16 protein-coding genes are annotated in these 19043 nt (G+C 73.0%); 8 read left to right on the top strand and 8 right to left on the bottom strand.

Features of this window, described 5'->3' with window-relative positions; translation table 11 throughout:
• The first annotated feature begins 9 nt into the window (after window positions 1–9).
• Window positions 10–318, top strand: coding sequence for a hypothetical protein (locus ABZ945_RS01690; RefSeq protein WP_361262193.1), 309 nt, complete (start codon window positions 10–12; stop codon window positions 316–318).
• Between the two features lie 17 nt (window positions 319–335).
• Here ABZ945_RS01690 and ABZ945_RS01695 read toward each other — a convergent pair whose 3' ends face one another.
• Window positions 336–3911, bottom strand: coding sequence for a S41 family peptidase (locus tag ABZ945_RS01695; protein WP_361262196.1), 3576 nt, complete (start codon window positions 3909–3911; stop codon window positions 336–338).
• A gap of 280 nt (window positions 3912–4191) precedes the next feature.
• Between ABZ945_RS01695 and ABZ945_RS01700 the strand changes: the two genes are divergently transcribed.
• Window positions 4192–4785, top strand: coding sequence for a TetR/AcrR family transcriptional regulator (locus tag ABZ945_RS01700; protein WP_248636005.1), 594 nt, complete (start codon window positions 4192–4194; stop codon window positions 4783–4785).
• Window positions 4786–4898: 113 nt separating this feature from the next.
• The gene (locus ABZ945_RS01705; RefSeq protein WP_361262200.1) at window positions 4899–7094 is read left to right on the top strand and encodes an MMPL family transporter; all 2196 of its coding nucleotides are present in this window, start codon (window positions 4899–4901) and stop codon (window positions 7092–7094) included.
• A gap of 83 nt (window positions 7095–7177) precedes the next feature.
• Here ABZ945_RS01705 and ABZ945_RS01710 read toward each other — a convergent pair whose 3' ends face one another.
• Complete coding sequence (locus ABZ945_RS01710; RefSeq protein ID WP_361262203.1) at window positions 7178–7588, bottom strand: SsgA family sporulation/cell division regulator; 411 nt, start codon at window positions 7586–7588, stop codon at window positions 7178–7180.
• A 173-nt stretch (window positions 7589–7761) separates the two neighbouring features.
• On the opposite strand from ABZ945_RS01710, the gene ABZ945_RS01715 reads away from it, so the two are divergent.
• The 4 genes from ABZ945_RS01715 to ABZ945_RS01730 all read left to right on the top strand — a co-directional run bounded on the left by ABZ945_RS01715 (window position 7762) and on the right by ABZ945_RS01730 (window position 11729).
• Entirely contained in the window at window positions 7762–8826 is a 1065-nt protein-coding gene (locus ABZ945_RS01715) for an energy-coupling factor ABC transporter permease (RefSeq protein ID WP_361262207.1), read from the top strand.
• A 45-nt stretch (window positions 8827–8871) separates the two neighbouring features.
• Window positions 8872–9642 (top strand): cobalt ECF transporter T component CbiQ, encoded by a 771-nt coding sequence (cbiQ, locus tag ABZ945_RS01720; RefSeq protein WP_361262210.1) that lies wholly within the window; start codon window positions 8872–8874, stop codon window positions 9640–9642.
• A 43-nt stretch (window positions 9643–9685) separates the two neighbouring features.
• Window positions 9686–10483: an ABC transporter ATP-binding protein gene (locus ABZ945_RS01725; protein WP_361262213.1), complete on the top strand. Its 798-nt coding sequence runs from the start codon at window positions 9686–9688 to the stop codon at window positions 10481–10483.
• An 82-nt stretch (window positions 10484–10565) separates the two neighbouring features.
• Window positions 10566–11729 carry a serine hydrolase domain-containing protein gene (locus tag ABZ945_RS01730; RefSeq protein ID WP_361262216.1) on the top strand — a complete coding sequence of 388 codons (1164 nt, stop codon included), beginning with the start codon at window positions 10566–10568 and terminating at the stop codon, window positions 11727–11729.
• 45 nt (window positions 11730–11774) lie between these two features.
• Here the strand turns inward: ABZ945_RS01730 and ABZ945_RS01735 are convergent, their stop codons facing one another.
• From ABZ945_RS01735 to ABZ945_RS01760, 6 genes are all read right to left on the bottom strand, one after another.
• Entirely contained in the window at window positions 11775–12101 is a 327-nt protein-coding gene (locus ABZ945_RS01735) for a hypothetical protein (RefSeq protein WP_361262219.1), read from the bottom strand.
• Between the two features lie 46 nt (window positions 12102–12147).
• Window positions 12148–12579, bottom strand: coding sequence for a DUF6003 family protein (locus ABZ945_RS01740; RefSeq protein WP_361262222.1), 432 nt, complete (start codon window positions 12577–12579; stop codon window positions 12148–12150).
• A gap of 108 nt (window positions 12580–12687) precedes the next feature.
• Window positions 12688–13539, bottom strand: a complete 852-nt coding sequence (locus tag ABZ945_RS01745) for an EamA family transporter (protein WP_361262225.1) — start codon at window positions 13537–13539, stop codon at window positions 12688–12690.
• A 164-nt stretch (window positions 13540–13703) separates the two neighbouring features.
• The gene (locus ABZ945_RS01750; RefSeq protein ID WP_361262228.1) at window positions 13704–15344 is read right to left on the bottom strand and encodes a penicillin-binding transpeptidase domain-containing protein; all 1641 of its coding nucleotides are present in this window, start codon (window positions 15342–15344) and stop codon (window positions 13704–13706) included.
• Between the two features lie 292 nt (window positions 15345–15636).
• A complete protein-coding gene (locus tag ABZ945_RS01755; RefSeq protein ID WP_361262231.1) occupies window positions 15637–16224 on the bottom strand; it encodes a hypothetical protein in 588 nt (195 codons plus the stop codon).
• On the bottom strand, window positions 16203–17951 hold the full coding sequence (locus ABZ945_RS01760) for a phospholipid carrier-dependent glycosyltransferase (protein WP_361262234.1): 1749 nt from the start codon (window positions 17949–17951) through the stop codon (window positions 16203–16205). The genes ABZ945_RS01755 and ABZ945_RS01760 overlap by 22 nt, the downstream gene beginning before the upstream one ends.
• A 130-nt stretch (window positions 17952–18081) precedes the next feature.
• Between ABZ945_RS01760 and rsmI the strand changes: the two genes are divergently transcribed.
• A complete protein-coding gene (gene rsmI / locus ABZ945_RS01765; RefSeq protein WP_361262237.1) occupies window positions 18082–19014 on the top strand; it encodes a 16S rRNA (cytidine(1402)-2'-O)-methyltransferase in 933 nt (310 codons plus the stop codon).
• Window positions 19015–19043 lie beyond the last annotated feature (29 nt).

Consider the following 19043-nt stretch of genomic DNA (forward strand, 5'->3'; position numbering starts at 1 on the left):
AGGGACTGCGTGATCAGAGACCTGCTCTTCACTCCTGACGCTCGTGGCCAGTTCGAAGTCTTGCCAAAGAGGCAGAAGAAGATCGTCGGGAAGGCCCTGCTGAAGATCGCCCAGGAGACCGACCCGTGCGGGGGGTGGTGGTCGAAGGATGAACACCGGCTGTCCATCACCTATGTGCTTCATCGTGGTCACATCCCGGTGACCGCCATAGCCGCGGGAGCAGCTGAGCCAGCCGGCCGTCGCCAGCCTTACCAGGGCGCGGAGATGCGATACGTTCCTGGGAACGGCTGGATTCACCTGAACCCGCACCAGGAGTAACGCCACCGACAGCCGCCTCACCCCCGCGGGGGGAGCTTGGGGCGGCGTAGGTCGGGGACCTGGGAGTAGTCGGGTGGGCGGGCCGCGGGGTGTTCGGTGAGCAGCTGCATCGCCAGTTCGACCGCGTCGGAGAGCTGGCGGTGGCGGCCCTCGGCCCAGTCCAGGGGGGTGCGCTGGATCTCGATGTCGGGCTCCACACCCCGGTTCTCCACGGTCCAGCCGTACTCGTCGAACCAGGCCGCGTTCATGGGGACGGTGATGATGGTGCCGTCGCCCAGGCGGTGGCGGCCGGTCATGCCGACCACACCGCCCCAGGTGCGCAACCCGACGACCGGGCCGAGCTTCAGCAGCCGGAACGCGGCGGTGATCATGTCGCCGTCGGAGGCGGTGGCCTCGTCGGCCAGGGCGACCACCGGGCCGCGCGGGGCGTTGGAGGAGTACGAGACGGGCTGCGCGTTGCGGGTGAGGTCCCAGCCCAGGATCTTGCGGGTCAGGGTCTCCACCACCAGCTCGCTGATATGGCCGCCGGCGTTGCCGCGGACGTCCACGATCAGCGCGGGCCGGGACACCTCCATCCGCAGGTCGCGGTTGAACTGCGCCCAGCCCGAGCCGCCCATGTCGGGGATGTGCAGATAGCCGCACATGCCGTTGCTCAACTCGCGCACCACGTCGCGCCGTTTGGCCACCCAGTCCTGGTAGCGCAGCGGCCGCTCGTCGACCAGGGGCACGATGGCGATCCGCCGCGCCCGCCCCGGCTCCCCCTCGGGCGGCTCGAAGGTCAGCTCCACGGAGGTGCCGCCGGCGCCCGCGAGCAGGGGGAAGGGGCCGGCCACCGGGTCCACCGGGCGGCCGTCCACATGGGTGAGCGCGGCGCCCTCGCGGATGCCCGTACCGGCCAGTGGGGAGCGGGCCTTGGAGTCGGAGGACTCACCGGGCAGGATCCGCTTGACCAGCCAGCGGCCGTCCCGGACGGTGAAGTTGGTGCCGAGGAGGCCTTGGGAGCGCTGGTAGTGCGGGGGCCCCTCGTTGCGGCGCGCGGGGGTGACGTAGGCATGCGAGGTGCCCAGCTCGCCCAGCACCTCGCGGACCAGATCGGCGAACTCGTCGGGTGAGGCCACCCGTTCGAGGAGAGGGCGGTACTGCTCCAGGATCTGGTCCCAGTCGATACCGCTCATCCCCGGGTCCCAGAAGTAGGACCGGATGATCCGCCCCGCCTCGTCGTACGCCTGCCGCCACTCGGCACACGGGTCCACCTCGTGCAGGATCCGGCGGGTGTCCAGGTAGACCGTGCTGTCGCCGTCCCCTGGCTCGGTCGCCGGGACGGCCCGCAGCTCGCCCTCGTCCAGCACGACCAGCCGGGTGCCGTCCCCGCTCACCGCGAACGAGTCCAGCCCGCTGACCAGTTCGGTGCGGCGGGCCTTGGCCAGGCTGAAGTGCTCCAGGGTGGGCCGCCCCGAGGTGTCGGCCGGGTTGGCGAAGGTCTCGCCCAGCGCGCCGGAGATCGGCCAGCGCATCCAGACCAGTCCGCCGCCCGCGACCGGCCGCAGCGAGGAGTACTTGGAGGCGGAGACCGGGAAGGCGGTCACCCTGCTCTCCAGCCCCTCGAACTCCACCACCACGGTGCCGTCGCCGGTCCCGGCCTCGCCCGGGTCCAGCCCGCCCGCCGCCGGGCGCCCCTCGGGGGAGAGGGCGAAGGGGGAGGGGGTGGCGGAGGCCAGCGGTACGAGATGGGGGCGGCAGCCCAGCGGGAAGGAGAGGTCGCCGGTGTGCACGTCGTACACCGGGTCGAAGCCCCGCCAGGAGAGGAAGGCGAGATAGCGGCCGTCCCGGGTGAAGACCGGGTTCTCGTCCTCGAAGCGGCCGTTGGTGACGTCCACGATGGTGCGGTCGGCGATGCGCGCGATCTTGATCTGGCGGAGGGAGCGGCCGATGCCGGGATGCGACCAGGTCAACCAGGCCCCGTCAGGGGAGAAGGCCAGGTCGCGGACGGGGCCGTTGATGGAGCGGGTCAGTTCGAGGGTGGGGGAGGGGGAGGCTGAAGCCTCCGGGGAGGGGGAAGTCGGTGCCCCGGAGGCCTCCTGGGCGCCCGCGCCCGTACGGTCGTCGGCACCCGTACCGGCACCAGCACCCGTACCTGTACCCGTACGACTGCCAGTGTCCGTACCCGTACCCGTACGACTGCCAATGTCCGTACCCGTATCCGTACCGTCCTCGGTGCCCGCACCCGTATCCGTACCGGATTCCGCACCCGACCCCGGGGCCCCCTCCGCGCCGATCGGCCTGGCGCGCACCAGACGGGTGCCGCCCTCCGACCCAACCGCCGATACCGCCTCGGGCACCGCCGCCGCGTCCTCGGCGGAGACGTCCAGGAGGAGCAGCCGTCCGTCGTGGCAGGCGACCGCCAGCCGGTCGCCGTCCGGGTCGGCGGCCAGCTCGTGGACGCGGCCCAGTTCGCCGGCGGCCAGTCGGCGGATCGGGCGGTCGCCGCTGGCCCGGGGGAGATGGGCGATCTCGATGGCGTCCTCGCCCTCGGCGTCGGTGACGTAGGCGACCCGGCCGCCGTCGCCCAGCATCACCGGCAGCCGCACCCGTACGCCGGGGGTGTCCGCGATGGTGCGGGCCGGGCCGTCCCGGTGGGTGAGCCAGTAGAGGCTGCCGCGCACGCCCACCGCGCTGGCCCGGCCGGTGTCGTCCACCGCGACGGCGTTGACGTGGTGGGAGGCCGGGACCTGGTAGGTGCGGCGGCCGGGGCGGGGGCCGCCGAGCCGGATGTCCAGCCGGCGCGGCCGCGAGTCGGGGGTGAGCGCGTCCACCATCCACAGCTCGCCGGCGCACTGGTAGACCACCCGCCGCCCGTCGGTGGAGGCGTGCCGGGCGTAGAACTCGTCGTGGTCGGTGTGCCGGGTCAGCCCGGTGCCGTCGGGGCGGCAGGAGTAGAGGTTGCCGACGCCCTCGTGGTCGGAGAGGAAGGCGATCCGGTCGCCGACGAACATCGCGCAGTCCAGGTGGCCCCGCCCGTCCAGCTCGGGCAGCAGCTGCTCGCCGTGCAGCCAGAGCCGACCGGTCGCACCGCCCCGGTACCGCTTCCAGGCGGCCGGCTCATGCGGTGGCTTCCCGGTCAGCAGCAGGGTGAGGTGGCGGCCGCCCACGTCGGCGACGGCGATGTCCGAGACCGGGCCCCAGGGCAGCCTGCCCCCGGGGGAGCCGTCCACCGGCACCTTGTACGCCCAGGAGAAGTGCGAGAACGGCTGGCCGTGCGAGGCGACGGCCAGGATCTCGCCGTCCGGCGTCCAGCCGCACACCCGGGTGTCCAGCGCGCCCCAGTAGGTCAGCCGCCGGGCCGGGCCGCCGTCCACCGGGGCGAGGTGGATCTCCGGGTCCAGGCTCCGCCAGGTCGTGTACGCGATATGGCGGCCGTCCGGCGAGAAGCGCGGCTGGTCCACCCGGGTGCGGTCCACCGTCAACCGCCAGGCCCGCCCGGGCGGATCGCCGTCCGCCGCGAGCGGGGCGATCCACAGGTCGTCCTCGGCCGTGAAGCACAGCAGGTCGTCGTGGAGGTGCGGGTGACGGAGGTAGGCGGCTTCGCTGCTCACAGGTTCATGTTTTCCGCGCGGAAGGGGCGCGGCAACCCGGCTGGGGAGACTTCCACGATCTCCCCGCGACATGACGTGGGGAGGGACGTGATCGGGGACGTGATGGGGGACGTGATGGGGGACACGTACGAAACCGTTTCGTTTCGCTGAGGGGCGGACATACGATGCCGGTGTACGAAACCGTTTCGTATCGCGAGTGGGTGCGTGTCCGGGCGGCCTGGTGCCGGTGGGCGCGGATCGCTCGCGGCCGATCGACGACAACACCACGCAGGACGGTCCCATGGCACGCGGCAGGCTCACCCCCGAGCGCGAGGCGGAGTTGTACGAGGCCGTCCTCGACCTGCTCCGGGAGGTCGGGTACGACGCGCTGACCATGGACGCGGTCGCCGCGCGGACGCGCTCCAGCAAGGCCACCCTCTACCGCCAGTGGGGGAGCAAGCCCGAACTGGTCGCACACGCGCTGCGGAACGACAAGCCGGTGGACATCGCCGCGATCGACACCGGTTCGCTCCGCGGCGACTTCCTGGCACTGCTGGCGCACACCGACGAATGCCAGATCGAGAAGGACTCCGCGCTGATGCGGGGTCTGGTCCACGCCGTCCACGACCATCCCGACCTGCTCCAGGCGCTGCGCGAGCTCCTGGTGGAGCCGGAGGTCACCGGCCTCGGCGAGGTGCTGGCCCGCGCGGTGCGGCGGGGTGAGGTGGCGGCCGACAACCCGGCCCTCCAGCTCGTCCCGCACATGGTGCTCGGGCTCTTCGTCGTCCGTCCGCTGATCGACGCCCGGGACGTGGACCGGGCCTTTCTGACCGAGTACATCGACGCGGTGGTCCTCCCCGCCCTCCTCGTCCGAACCCCCCGCAGCCAGCCGTAACCCGCACCACCCAGAGCTCGATCCGCACCACCCGCAGCTCAACTGACGCGTGACCGCTCGCGCCGTCGGCCGACTCCCCATGTCCTGTCCCTCTCGAACCGGGAGACGCCCTCGTGGCCACGTTCCTGTACCGACTCGGCCGTGCCGCCTTCCGGCGCCGGCATCTGGTGGCCCTGCTCTGGGTCGCCCTGCTGGCGCTGGCCGGAACCGGCGCCGCACTCGCGCCCGCCGCCACCTCCAGCTCCTTCTCCATACCCGGCACGGAGGCCCAGCGGGCCTTCGACCTGCTCGACGAGCGCTTCCCCGGCGCCGGCGCGGACGGCGCCACCGCCCGGGTCGTCTTCAAGGCCCCGGGCGGGCAGAAGATGACCGACGAGGCCAATAAGGCCGTCGTCACCAAGGCCGTCGGCGAGCTGCGCTCCGGCTCCGACAAGGTCGCCGACGTCAGCGACCCGTACCAGTCGAAGGCCGTCTCGCGGGACGGCACCACCGCCTACGCCCAGGTGTCGTACAAGGTCAACGGCATGGAGCTGACCGACGCCGACCGCGAGGCGCTCACCGAGGCCGGCGACCAGGCCCGCAAGTCCGGGCTCACCGTGGAGATCGGCGGTGACGCCCTCCAGGCGGTGCCCGAGACCGGCTCCGGCGAGATCGTCGGCGTGGTCATCGCCGCCCTGGTCCTGGTCATCACCTTCGGCTCGCTGATCGCCGCCGGGATGCCGCTGGTCACCGCCCTGATCGGGGTCGGCATCGGCTCCTCGGCCATCACCGCGCTGGCCAGCGCCCTCGACCTGGGCTCCACCACCGGCATCCTGGCCACCATGATCGGCCTGGCGGTCGGCATCGACTACGCGCTGTTCATCGTCTCCCGCTACCGCGCCGAACTCGCCGAGGGCCGGGAGAAGGAGGAGGCCGCCGGGCGCGCCGTCGGCACCGCCGGCTCCGCCGTCGTCTTCGCCGGTCTCACCGTGGTCATCGCGCTGACCGGCCTCGCCGTCGTCAACATCCCGATGCTGACGAAGATGGGCTTCGCCGCGGCCGGCACGGTCGCCATCGCCGTACTCATCGCCCTCACCCTCATCCCCGCGCTGCTCGGCTACGCCGGCACCCGGGTGCACGGCCGCAAGGCCCGCGCCAAGCTCGCCGAGGGCGGCTCGGGCGCCGACGCCAAGCCGAACATGGGCACCCGCTGGGCCCGGACGGTGCTGCGCCACCCGGTCGCCGTGCTGCTCGCCGGTGTGATCGGCCTCGGGGTGATCGCCGTCCCGGCCGCCTCGCTGGAGGTCGGCCTGCCGGACGACGGCGCCCAGCCCACCTCCACCACCCAGCGCCGCGCCTACGACCTGATCTCCGAGGGCTTCGGCCCCGGCGCCAACGGACCGCTGATGATCGTGGTCGAGGGCGGCAAGGAGTCCGCGGAGAAGGCCACCGGGCAGATCAAGAAGGTCGACGGGGTCGCCGCGGTCACCCCGGCGATGTTCAACAAGGCCGGCGACACCGCGATCGTCACCGTGGTGCCCGAGGACCGCCCCTCCTCCACCGAGACCGAGGAGCTGGTCCACTCCATCCGGGACACCACCGGGGACGAGGTCCATGTCACCGGCGCCACCGCGATGAACATCGACTTCTCGCAGAAGATGAACGACGCCCTGGTGCCGTATCTGGCACTGGTGGTGGGCCTGGCGTTTCTCCTGCTGATGGTGGTCTTCCGCTCGGTGCTCGTCCCGCTGAAGGCGGCGCTCGGCTTCCTGCTCTCGGTCGTCGCCGCGCTCGGCGCGGTGGTCGCGGTCTTCCAGTGGGGCTGGCTGGGTTCGGTCTTCGGCGTCGAGCAGACCGGCCCGATCATGAGCATGATGCCGATCTTCATGATCGGTGTGGTCTTCGGCCTGGCGATGGACTACGAGGTCTTCCTGGTCACCCGGATGCGGGAGGCGTTCGTCCACGGTGAGGCGGCGGACGAGGCGGTCGTCACCGGGTTCCGGCACGGGGCCCGGGTGGTCACCGCCGCCGCGATCATCATGATCGCCGTCTTCGCCGGGTTCATCGGTTCCAGCGACCAGATGGTCAAGATGATCGGCTTCGGGCTCGCCGTCGCCGTCTTCTTCGACGCCTTCGTGGTCCGGATGGCGATCGTCCCGGCGGTGCTGGCCCTGCTCGGCCGCGCCGCCTGGTGGCTGCCGCGCTGGCTGGACCGCGCCCTGCCCAATGTGGACGTCGAGGGCGACTCGCTGCGCAAGCACATCGAGAGTCAGCGTGGCGAGGACGAGCGGGAGCTGGTCACCGCGGGCGGCGGCACCACCGGCCGCTGACGGCACCCCTCTTCGTACTCGTACCGCCGGCGGTCGGACCCCCTGGACGGGGTCCGGCCGCCGAGGCGTGCCCGGGGGCGGACTCAGCTGGTGACAGAAGGGCGGCTGGACGCCGCCGAGGCCGCGTAGCTGCGGCGGACACAGCGCAGCAGTGCCGAGGAGTCGAACTGGACGACCGCGACCGCCTCCGGCGCGTGGAACTCCACGATCACCTGCACCCGGCCGCAGGGCCAGATCTCGATGTCACCGCCCCGGGCCGGGCCACGCAGGCCCTTCTCCAGCAGCGCCCGGGGCACCGGCCACTCGGTGCCGCCGGGGAAGCAGAAGCGCACGGACGGCTCGGCCGCCTCTTCGTCGGCGCTATCGGGCTCGGGCTCGGTCGGATCGATGCGCAGGGCGACCGGTACGGGGCGGGAGAGCGGGCCGTCGGTCACGATCAGCGCCTTGGTGTGGACGACGTTGCCCTGGGCGGGGCCTTCCTCGGCGGGATACATCGACCCGACTCCTCACGCTTGCGTTGTTTGTCTCCAATGTCCCACTTCTCAGTGGAAAACGCCCGCCCCCTACGGCACCCTTGTGACGATGGACTGGCTCTTGCGACCGGCTCGCAACAAGCCCCATCATGCGGAAGCCCTCTCCGTATCGCCTGTCCGAAAGCGGGCCCACCATGCATGTCCCTGACGGATTCATCAACGCACCCGTCTCCGTCGCCGCCGGTGTCGCCGCCGCCGGAGCGGTGGCCGTCGCCCTGCGCGGGGCCCGTAAGGAGCTGGACGAGAAGACCGCGCCATTGGCCGGACTGGTCGCCGCCTTCGTCTTCGCCGTGCAGATGCTGAACTTCCCGGTGGCCGCCGGGACCAGCGGCCATCTGCTCGGCGGGGCGCTCGCCGCGATCCTGGTCGGGCCGTACACCGGGATCCTGGTCGTCTCCATGGTGCTGCTGATGCAGGCGCTGCTCTTCGCCGACGGCGGGCTCACCGCGCTGGGGGTCAACATCCTGCTGATGGGCGTGGTCACGGTCGTCGTCGCCTACGCACTCTTCCGCACCCTGGTGAAGGTGCTGCCCCGCCGGCGCTCCTCGGTGACCGCCGCCTCCTTTGTCGCCGCGCTGGTCTCCGTACCGGCCGCCGCGGCCGCCTTCACCCTGCTGTACGCCATCGGCGGGACCACCAACGTCCCGGTCGGCACCGTGCTCGCCGCCATGCTCGGCGTCCATGTCCTGATCGGCATCGGCGAGGCCCTGATCACCGCGGTGACTGTCGGCGCCGTGCTCGCCGTCCGCCCCGACCTGGTGTACGGGGCCCGGGACCTGGCCGCACCGCTGAAGCTGCGGGTCGGCGGCGAACTGGTGGACGCCCCCGCGCGCGAGCCGAAGCCCGCCCCTGCCCCCGTACACCGCCACTCCACCCGCCGGGTGTGGGGCATCGGAGCGGCCGCCGCCCTCGTCCTGGCCGCGTTCTTCTCCTTCTACGCCTCCGCCAGCCCCGACGGCCTGGAGCGGGTCGCCGCCGACAAGGGCATCGACCGGGAGGTCCGGGACCACGGGCTGGCCGACTCCCCGCTCGCCGACTACGGCGTGGCCGGTATCGACGACCCCCGGCTCTCGGTCGGTCTGGCCGGGGCCATCGGGGTGGCAGGGACGATCGCCGTCGGCACCGGGGTCTTCACCGTCGTCCGCCGCCGCCGGGAGACATCCGACCACCGCGAGCAGAGCGACCGGGAGACCGTCTGAGATGGATGCCGTCATGGACGTCGCCGCTGGCCGGGAGGCCGTCTGATGGGTGCGGGCCATGCCCAGCGGCTCTACCGCCGGGGGGACTCCGCCGTCCACCGGCTCCCGCCGCACTGCAAGCTGGCGGCCGTCTTCTGCTTTGTGCTGGTCGTGGTCTGCACCCCGCGCACCGCGCTCTGGGCCTTCGGCGCGTACGCCCTGCTGCTCGCCGCCGTCGCCGTGACGGCCAGGGTCCCGATCGGCTTCCTGCTGCGGCGGATGCTCATCGAGGTGCCGTTCGTCGCCTTCGCCTTCCTGATGCCGTTCGTGGTGCCCGGCGAGCAGATCCAGCCGCTCGGCTTCCTGCCCGTCTCCGTCTCCGTCCCCGGACTGTGGGACGCCTGGAACGTGCTGGCCAAGGCCACCCTCGGGGTCGCCGCGTCGGTGCTGCTCGCCGCCACCACCGAGCTGCGTGCCCTGCTGCTCGGGCTGGAGCGGCTGAGGCTGCCGCCGCTGCTGGTGCAGATCGCGACCTTCATGATCCGCTACGGGGACGTGGTCACCGACGAGATGCGGCGGATGTCCGTCGCCCGCCGCTCCCGGGGCTTCGAGGCCAGTGGCCCGCGCCACTGGGCGGTGCTGGCCAAGTCGGCCGGCGCCCTGTTCATCCGCTCCTACGAGCGCGGCGAACGCGTCCATCTGGCGATGCTCAGCCGCGGCTACGCCGGGACCATGCCGGTGATCGACCGGGTCACCGCCTCCCGTGCCCAGTGGACCGCCGCGGCCGCCCTGCCGCTGGCCGCGCTGCTGGTCTGCCTGCTGGGGTGGGCCCTGTGACCCCCGTACGCCCGCTCTGTCGCCGTCTGCTGGGATGGACGCCATGAGCGGCACCCTGGCTTTCGTTCCCTCCCTGGACGTGCGCGGCCTCGCCTACGCGTATCCCGACGGCCACCAGGCCCTGTTCGGCGTCGACCTGACCGTGGAGCGCGGTGAGCGGGTCGCCCTGCTCGGGCCCAACGGGGCGGGCAAGACCACCCTGGTCCTCCACCTCAACGGCATCCTCACCGCGGGCGCCGGGACGGTCGCCGTGGCCGGGCTGCCGGTGGCCCAGGCCAATCTGGCGGAGATCCGGCGCCGGGTCGGGATCGTCTTCCAGGACCCGGACGACCAGCTCTTCATGCCCACCGTCCGGGAGGACGTGGCCTTCGGCCCGGCCGCCGCCGGGATGCGCGGCCCGGAGCTGGAGGCGGCGGTGCGCACCGCGCTGGAACGGGTCGGGATGGCCGATTTCGCCGACCGGCCGCCGCACCACCTCTCCTTCGGGCAGCGCCGCCGGGTGGCCGTCGCCACCGTGCTGGTCATGGAGCCGGAGATCCTCGTCCTGGACGAGCCCTCCTCCAACCTGGACCCCGCCTCGCGCCGCGAACTGGCCGACATCGTCCGCTCGTTGGACGTCACCGTGCTGATGGTCACCCATGACCTCCCGTACGCGCTGGAGCTGTGCCCGCGGTCGGTGGTGCTCAGCGAGGGCGTGATCGCCGCCGACGCCCCGACCGGCCAACTCCTCGCCGACCGGGAGCTGATGCGCCGCCACCGGCTGGAGCTGCCGTTCGGCTTCGACCCGGCGGCGGCCCCGGTCACACCCGTGACCACGACCCGGAAGCCGGGCGACCGGTAGCCCGTTGCACCATGGGACGGGGCCGGGTGGGCAACACCGCCCCGTACGGCGATGGCGGACAAGGCGCGAGGAGTACGAGACGGTGGACGTCCAGGGAAGTGCGGCAACGGGCTGGGAACCCGTCCGGGAGGCGTTCGTCCGCAACTTCGAGCAGCGCGGGGAGCGGGGCGCCGCGGTCGCCGTCTACCGCGACGGGCGCAAGGTGGTGGACCTCTGGGCCGGCACCCGGGACGTGGACGGGGAGGCGCCCTGGGCGGTGGACACCGCGCAGGTGGTCCGCTCGGTCACCAAGGGCGTCGCCGCCGCCGTACCGCTGCTGCTGCACCAGCGCGGCCAGCTCGACCTGGACGCGCCGGTGGGCACCTACTGGCCCGAGTTCAAGGCGAACGGCAAGGAGCGGGCGCTCGTCCGCCATCTGCTCGCCCACCAGACGGGCGTCCCGGTGCTGGACCGCCCGCTGACCCTCGCCGAGGCCGCCGACCCTGCCCTCTCCTCGGCCGCCGTCGCCGCCCAGGCCCCGCTGTGGCGGCCCGGCACCGACCACGGCTACCACCCCCACACGTACAGCTGGCTGCTCGGCGGCCTGGTCCGGCGGGTCACCGGGCGCTCCCTGGGGCGCTGGGTCGCCGAGGAGATCGCCCGCCCGCTCGGGCTGGACCTGTGGATCGGGCTGCCGGCGGACGAGGCCCACCGGGTGGGCCGGGTCGGCCCGGTCGCCGAACCGGAGCCGGCCGCCGGCGGTGGGCTGCGGCTGCGCCCCAAGCGCTCGGTCGCCGACGCCTACGCCGACCCCGAGTCGCTCACCCGCCGCGCCTTCGCGGCCATCACCCCCGTACCCGACGAGAACGACCCCGCCTACCGGGCCGCCGAACTGCCCGGCTCCACCGGCGTCTCCACCGCCCGGGCGCTGGCCCGCTTCTACGCCGCCACCCTCGGGCCGGTGGACGGCCACCGGCTCTTCGCCCCGGCCACCCTGGCCATGGCCCGCACCCAGGAGTCCGCCGGGCCGGATCGGGTGCTGGTGGTCTCCACCCGCTTCGGCCTCGGCTACATGCTGCACTGCCCGGCCTCCCCGCTGCTCGGCCCCGGCTCCTTCGGCCACCCCGGCCGCGGCGGCTCCCTCGGCTTCGCCGACCCGGAGTCCGGCATCGCCCTCGGCTATGTCACCAACGGCATGCGCAGGACCGTCACCGCCGACCCGCGCGCCCAGGCGCTGATCCGCGCCGTGAAGACCGTCATCGGCTGACCGCCATCCGCCGATCCCTATCCGCCGATCCCTATCGGCTGATCTCTATGCATACGGCTGGACCCAGTACCGCACCGAGGCCTCCCCGTCCTCGATCCGGAGCGCGCACTCCTGGTGCACCCTCAGCGTCCGCCCGCCGTCCGGGTGCTCCAGGGTCAGCCCCAGCGCCACGATGGCGGCGATGGCCCGCTCCAGCAGCCGTTCCTCCGAGTCATGCGGGCCGACCGCGTTCAGCGCCTCGAAGTACGGGCCGACCTCCGCCCAGCCCGGTCCGGGCAGGAAGTCGTGCAGCAGCAGCGGCATGTCCATCCCGCTGGGACGCAGCTCGCCCACCAGCGCCCCGCCCCGCATCAGCCGCGGATTCCCGGTCATCGCCCCCGCCTCCCCCTCGTCCTCTCCTGGTCTTCCCCGGCCTCCCTCAGCTCCCCGCCGCCGCGGCGACCGTCACCGGGTCGAGGCCGGTCAGCTCGGCGATCCGGTGGGCGGGCAGCCCGGAGGCGACGGCCCGGCGCAGCAGCTCGTCGCGGTCGCCGGCGCAGTTCTGGTACGCCATGAGCTCGGCCTCCACCGAGGAGCGCACCCCCGAGGCGGCCGCCTGCCGGACCCGGGCCAGCTCCTCCTCGTTCAGGGGTACGGGCAGCCGCTCGGCGTCCTCGGGGATGGCGACCGCCTCCTCCGGCACCGTCAGCCGTACGGCCTGGGAGTCCGGCGAGACGCCCTGGGCGCCGAACCAGGCCTGTACCGCCGAGGTCTCCAGGCACTCCAGACCGCCCACGGCGACCAGCGGGACACCCGGTGCACCGGTGGTGATGCCGTTCTGCGCGAGGTAGAGGTAGGCGTCGTCGGTCATCGTCAGCTCACTTCCGTCGGGTACCGGGCGGCCAAGTCCCCCGGACGTCTCGTCTCCCTTCCCGGCCTACCCCGGAATCCCACGCCTGCGCCCCTGCTGCGTGGATCCTCACCCGCCGTGCAGCATCAAGCCGATGCCGACGACCATCAACCCGGCGGCCGCGATCCTGGGCGCGCCGAACCGCTCCTTGAAGAACAGCGCCCCGATCGCGGCCCCGACGATGATCGAGGACTCGCGCAGCGCGGCGACCGGGGCGAGCGGAGCCCGGGTCTGCGCCCAGAGCACCAGCCCGTACGCGGCCACCGACAGCGCCGCGCCGAGCAGCCCGCGTGCCGCGTACGGCCGCAGCTGGGCCGCCAGCTCCGAGCGGCGCCGGTAGAGCGCGTAGACCGGGATGGCGACGCCCTCGGCGACCATCAGCCAGGCGGTGTAGCCGAGCGGGGTGTCCGCGGCCCGTACCCCCATGCCGTCCACCACGGTGTACCCGGCGATGGCGACCCCGGTGGCCACCGCCGCCAGCAGCGCGGGCCAGTGCGGGGAGCGCCCGGTGCCCCGGATGCCCCAGACGGCGAGGCCGACCAGCCCCGCGCAGGCCACCGCCACGCCCATCAGCTGCTGCCCGTCGGGGATCTCGTGCACCAGGAAGGCCGCGAGCACGGTCACCACCAGCGGCGCGGTGCCGCGGGCGATCGGGTACATCTGGCCGAAGTCGCCCAGCGTGAACGAACGCATCAGCAGCAGCATGTATGCCACGTGCAGCACCGCCGACAGCCCCAGATACGGCCAGGCCGCCGGGTCCGGCAGCGGGGCGAAGCAGGCCAGCACGGCGCCGATCAGCAGCCCGCCCCCCGCGATCAGGGTGAACGAGACCAGCTTGTCGCGGATGTGGTGGGCGATCGCGTTCCAGCCGGCGTGCGTCACCGCCGCGGTGAGTACGGCGGCCACCACCAGCGGCGTCACGCCGCCCGCTCGCGTATCTCGGCGACGGTGGCGCCGGCGTGGCCGACGAACACCCCGGAATCGGGGACGGAATCGCTCATGGCCCGCACGCTAACGGTAGGTGTACGAGCCACGCGAACCGTTTCGCCCAGTGGACGGGCTCCCGCCGGATTCCCCTGCTGCGTTTACCGGGCGTTGAGCACGTCCGCGACCACCTTGCCGGCCGAGTCGCCGCCGTGGCCGCCGGACTGGACCACCGAGGCGGCGGCCAGGTCGTCGGCGTAGCCGGTGAACCAGCTGTTGGACGAGGACTGCCCGTCCACCTCCGCCGAGCCGGTCTTGGCGCCCTTGTCCCCGCTCACCGAGGCCATCGCCTGGGCGCCGGTGCCGGTGGTCGCCGTGGCGTTCATCATGGTCCGCAGGGCGGAGGCGATGTTCCCGGGCAGCGGCTGCGCGGTGGTGATCTCGCCCTTGATCAGCTCCTTGGGCACGAGCACCGGCTGGTGGAAGGCCCCGCTCTTCGCGGTCGCCGCGATGGAGGCCACGCTGAGCGCGTTCATGGTGACCTTGCCCTGACCGATATAGGAGGCGGCCGTCTCCGAGCCCTCCGAGGCGGGCACACTGGCGTCGGTGGAGGGGATCCCGGTGGACCACACCCCACCGAGGCCGAAGTACTTCCGCGCCGTCTCACCCAGCGCGGTGTCCTCCACGTCCTTCTCGCTCAGCGGGCCCACCGCCTTGATGAACGCGGTGTTGCAGGAGCGCCGGAAGCTCTCGGTGAGGCTGCCGCCGTCCGGTATGGAGAAGTGGTCGAGGTTGTGGAAGGTGCCGCCCTTCCACTGCACCTCCTCCGGGCACTCGACCGGTGAGGACGGCCCGTCCACCACACCCCGGTCCAGCATCATCGCCGCGGTGACGATCTTCATCGTGGAGCCGGGGGCCTGGGCGCCCTGCATCGCGGTGTCGAACCCGCCGGCCGGGTTGTTGGCGACCGCGCTGATCTCGCCGGTGCTGGGCCGGATCGCCACCACCGAGGCCTGCCCGAACCTCTTCACCGCCCGCTCGGCGGCCGCCTGCACCTCGGCGTCCAGCGTGGTCCGCAGCTTGCCGGGCACCCCCTTGGTGAGGGTCAGCAGGGTCTGGTTCGGCGCCTCGGCGGAGGCCGGCTCGATCCAGGTCTCGATGCCCGGCTCGCCCTCGACCTGGTCCGCGTACCGGGTGCGCAGGGTGTCCAGGACGGTGGCGAGGGACGGGTACTTCTCCCGGGTCAGCTTCCGCCCCTGGCGGTCCACCGCCTCGATCGCGGCGGTCTCCGCCTCACCGGTACGCAGCGACGCACCCTTGGTCAGCTTGGGGTGCAGCACCGCCGGCGCCCAGTCGACCAGGGGCCGGCCGGTGGTGGCCCCGCGCACCACGGTCAGCTTCGAGGAGTACGACAGCACCTTGCTGTGCCCCTGGTGGCTGACGGTCGCCTTCACCGTGTACGGCACGCTGGCGCCGTTCGCCGTCCCGGGGGTGATCACCGCCTTGGTCACATGGGCCGCCTCCCGGAAGCTCCCCACCACCGGGGTGGCGTTCGCCGGGTCGTTGGTCAGCTGCCCGGCCGCCTCCGCGTCCCCCTTGGCCCAGGCGGCCAGGAAGTCCCGCGAGGTCCGCTCGGTCTCCTCCGCGGTGATCGGCCCGGAGGCCTTCAGCGGTCGCGCCTCGCCAACGTTGTCCACCCCGCCCGTGATGCCGTTCCACAGGTTGAACCCCGCATAGCCGACGCCGCCCGCCACCAGGACGAACGCGCCGCCGACGATGGCGACCTTCGCTCCGCTGCGCATGGTGCAGTCCCCTCCCCAGGAGCCCCCGTGAGCCTGAAACCGTGCTTGAACACGTTCAAGCGTGATACCTCGGGCACTCTACGCGACCCCTCTGACAACAGTTCGGATCGTTACCCGACCGGAACGCGCCCTGGGAGCCGACTGGAACGCCCCTGGGGGCCGACTGGAACGCGCCCCGGGTGCCCGACTGGAACGCGCCTCGGGCGCCTGTCCGGAACGCGCCCCGGGCGCCTGTCCGGAACGCCCCGGGCCCCTGTCCGGAACGCGCCTCGGGCGCCCGCCCGTCGGCGCCCTACCCCACCGGCGGGCCCAGCCGGACGCGGGTGGCGCAGCTCAGCGTCTGTTCGTACTCCACGCCGCCGTGGCGGTAGCGGTAGCGGCAGCCGGAGAGGTCGCCGGTGATCCTTCCCACCACCTGGAACCGGGCCGCCCAGAACACCTCCCCCGGCCGGTGCGGCGCGATGGGCGACGGGCGGGCGGAGTGGGCCCGCAGGGGGATGGGATCGGGCAGGCCGGTTCCGCGCCTGACGGGGGAGACCCCCAGCGGGTGCCCGTCCGTGTCCCGGTGGCTGAGGGCCCGGTACTCGACCAGCTTCAGGCCGCGCGGGACGTCCGTGAACTCGCCCGCCAGCAGCGTCACCGGCTCGTCGGAGACGTTCTCCGCCGGGGGCAGGGCCACCCAGTACTCCCCGCCCACCTCGGCGTGCGCGTAGGTCGCCGTCCCGCCCGCCCCGGCCTTCCCGTCCAGCGCGGTGCCCACCGGGTGCCCCGGCGTCCCACCGCCCAGCAGTGGCCGGCCGAGCAGGGCGAGGGCCGTGGCGGCCAGGGCGGCGGCGCAGCCCCGCACAAGCGGGGCCGCTATACCCACGTATCCAGCCACATCCGCCCCCGCCAGTCGTCCAGCGGGATCGGCTCGGCGGTGAACAGCGGCCAGAAGTAGATGAAGTTCCAGATGATCAGCAGCACCAGCACCCCCGCGCCGATCGCGCCGACGGTGCGGCGCCGCTCGGCGGCCGGGCCGGTGCCGGGTGGGCCGAGGATGGCGCCGATCATCATGGCGACAGCCAGGCAGAGGAACGGCACGAACACCACCGCGTAGAACAGGAAGATCGTCCGCTCCTGGTAGTGGAACCAGGGCAGCCACCCCGCCGCGATGGCGCAGGCGATGGCCCCGGCCCGCCAGTCCCGGCGGAACAGCCAGCGCCACAGCACGTACAGCACGGCGAAGCAGGCCGCCCACCACAGCAGCGGGGTGCCGATGGCCAGCACCTCGCTGGCGCACTTCTCCGCGGTGCCGGCCGGGCAGCCGCCGGTGCCGGGGGCCGGGTCCTCGTAGAAGTACGAGACCGGGCGGCCCAGCACGATCCAGCTCCACGGGTTCGACTGGTACGTATGGCCCGAGGTCAGCTCCACATGGAAGTCGTAGACCTGGGTCTCGTAGTGCCACAGGCTGCGCAGCCAGTCCGGCGCCAGCCATGACCAGGAGCTGTCCTTGCCCTCGGTGGCCGCCCAGTTCCGGAAGTAGCCCCGGTCGGTCGCGATCCACCCCGTCCAGGAGGCCAGATAGGTGGCGATGGCCACCGGGACGGTGGAGAGGAAGGCGGGCACCAGATCCCGCCGCAGCACCGCCGCGTACGGGCGGACCGCGCCCGCCGTCCGCCGCGCGCCCACGTCCCAGAGCACCGTCAGCAGCCCGAAGGCCGCCAGCACGAACAGCCCGTTCCACTTGGTGGCCGCCGCCATGCCGAGCATCACCCCGGCCGCCAGCCGCCACGGCCGCCAGCCCAGCCCCAGCCGTTCCGCGATATCGGCGTCCGGCCGGAGCACGCCCCCGTCCTCGCTCATCGGCAGCGCCGCCGCCAGCCGGGCCCGCGCCCGGTCCCGGTCCACCAGCAGGCAACCGAACGCCGCCAGTACGAAGAACATCACCACCAGGTCCAGCAGCGCGGTGCGGCTCATCACGAAGTGCAGCCCGTCCACCGCGAGCAGCGCGCCCGCCAGGCAGCCCAGGAACGTCGAGCGGAACAGCCGCCGCCCGATCCGGCAGAGCATCAGCACCGACAGCGTGCCGAGCACCGCCATCATGAACCGCCAGCCGAACGGGTCGAACCCGAACATCGCCTCGCCGAGCCCGATCACCCACTTCCCCAGCGGCGGGTGCACCACATAGCCGGGGTCGACCGGTACCGCCACCGCGTCCGGGTTCGCCAGGATCGACTTGTCGACGTCTTTCGGCCACGACCCCTCGTAGCCCTGGTGGATCAGCGCCCAGGCGTCCTTGGCGTAGTACGTCTCGTCGAATATCACCGCCTTGGGCTCGCCCAGCCGCCAGAACCGCAGCACCCCGGCGACCAGCGCCACCAGCAGCGGCCCGCCCCACGCCCACCGCCGCCAGACCCGGTCCGCCGCGTCCGGCGGTACCCCGAACAGCGCCCACACCCGCTCGGAGGGCCGGGCGTACGGCGGCACCAGCCGCTCCCGCAGCCCGGCGGCCGAGGGCGGCGGGGCGTAGCCGAAGCGGCGCAGGCGGTGCCGCCACGACGGCGGTTCTTCCCCGGCGTCCCGGCCGGGCACGGCCTCGGCAGCCTCAGGCGCAGTCTTGGTCACCGCGCCATCGTAGGGAACAGGCCTGTGCGCGTCGTGCGTCCGGGCTGCGAGGATGGCCCGTGTGACAGGAACGGACAGCGACACGGGCTCGGAGACGGGCACGGAGACGAGTACGGACGTGCGAGACGATATGTCCGCCGACACGGGCATCGAGGCGAGTCGGCGGGGAGGCATCCGAGACTCCGCCGCCGGGACGCTGGTCCTCGCCGGCACCCCGATCGGCGACACCGCCGACGCCCCGCCCCGGCTCGCCGCCGAACTGGCCGCCGCCGATGTGGTCGCCGCCGAGGACACCCGGCGGCTGCGCCGGCTGACCGCCGCCCTGAACGTCCAGCCCACCGGCCGGGTCGTCTCCTATTTCGAGGGCAACGAGTCCGCCCGCACCCCCGAGCTGGTCGAGGCGCTGGCCGGCGGCGCCCGGGTGCTGCTGGTCACCGACGCGGGCATGCCCTCCGTCTCCGACCCCGGCTACCGGCTGGTCGCCGCCGCCGTGGAGCGGGACATCCGGGTCACCGCCGTACCCGGCCCGTCCGCCGTGCTCACCGCGCTGGCGCTGTCCGGGCTGCCGGTGGACCGCTTCTGCTTCGAGGGGTTCCTGCCCCGCAAGGCGGGCGAGCGGCTGGGCCGGCTGCGCGAGGTGGCCGGCGAGCGGCGCACCCTGGTCTACTTCGAGGCCCCGCACCGGCTGGACGACACCCTGGCCGCGATGGCGGAGGTGTTCGGCGCCGACCGGCGCGCCGCCGTCTGCCGGGAGCTGACCAAGACCTACGAGGAGGTCCGGCGCGGCCCGCTGGCCGAACTGGCCCGCTGGGCGGCCGAGGGCGTACGGGGTGAGATCACCGTCGTGGTGGAGGGCGCGCCCGAGCCAGGACCGGCCGATCTCGACCCCGCCGAGCTGGTACGCAGGGTGCGGGTGCGCGAGGAGGCGGGGGAGCGGCGCAAAGAGGCCATCGCGGCGGTCGCCGTCGAGGCCGGGCTACCCAAGCGCGAGGTCTTCGATGCCGTCGTGGCGGCAAAGAACGCCTCTCCGGAAGGCTCAGCGCACGGTAAAGGCCTATCGTGAAAGGCAAAGAAAAGACCGCAGACCGGGCC

The sequence above is a fragment of the Streptomyces sp. NPDC046887 genome, from assembly GCF_040644755.1.
Taxonomy (GTDB): Bacteria; Actinomycetota; Actinomycetes; order Streptomycetales; family Streptomycetaceae; genus Streptomyces; species Streptomyces lichenis.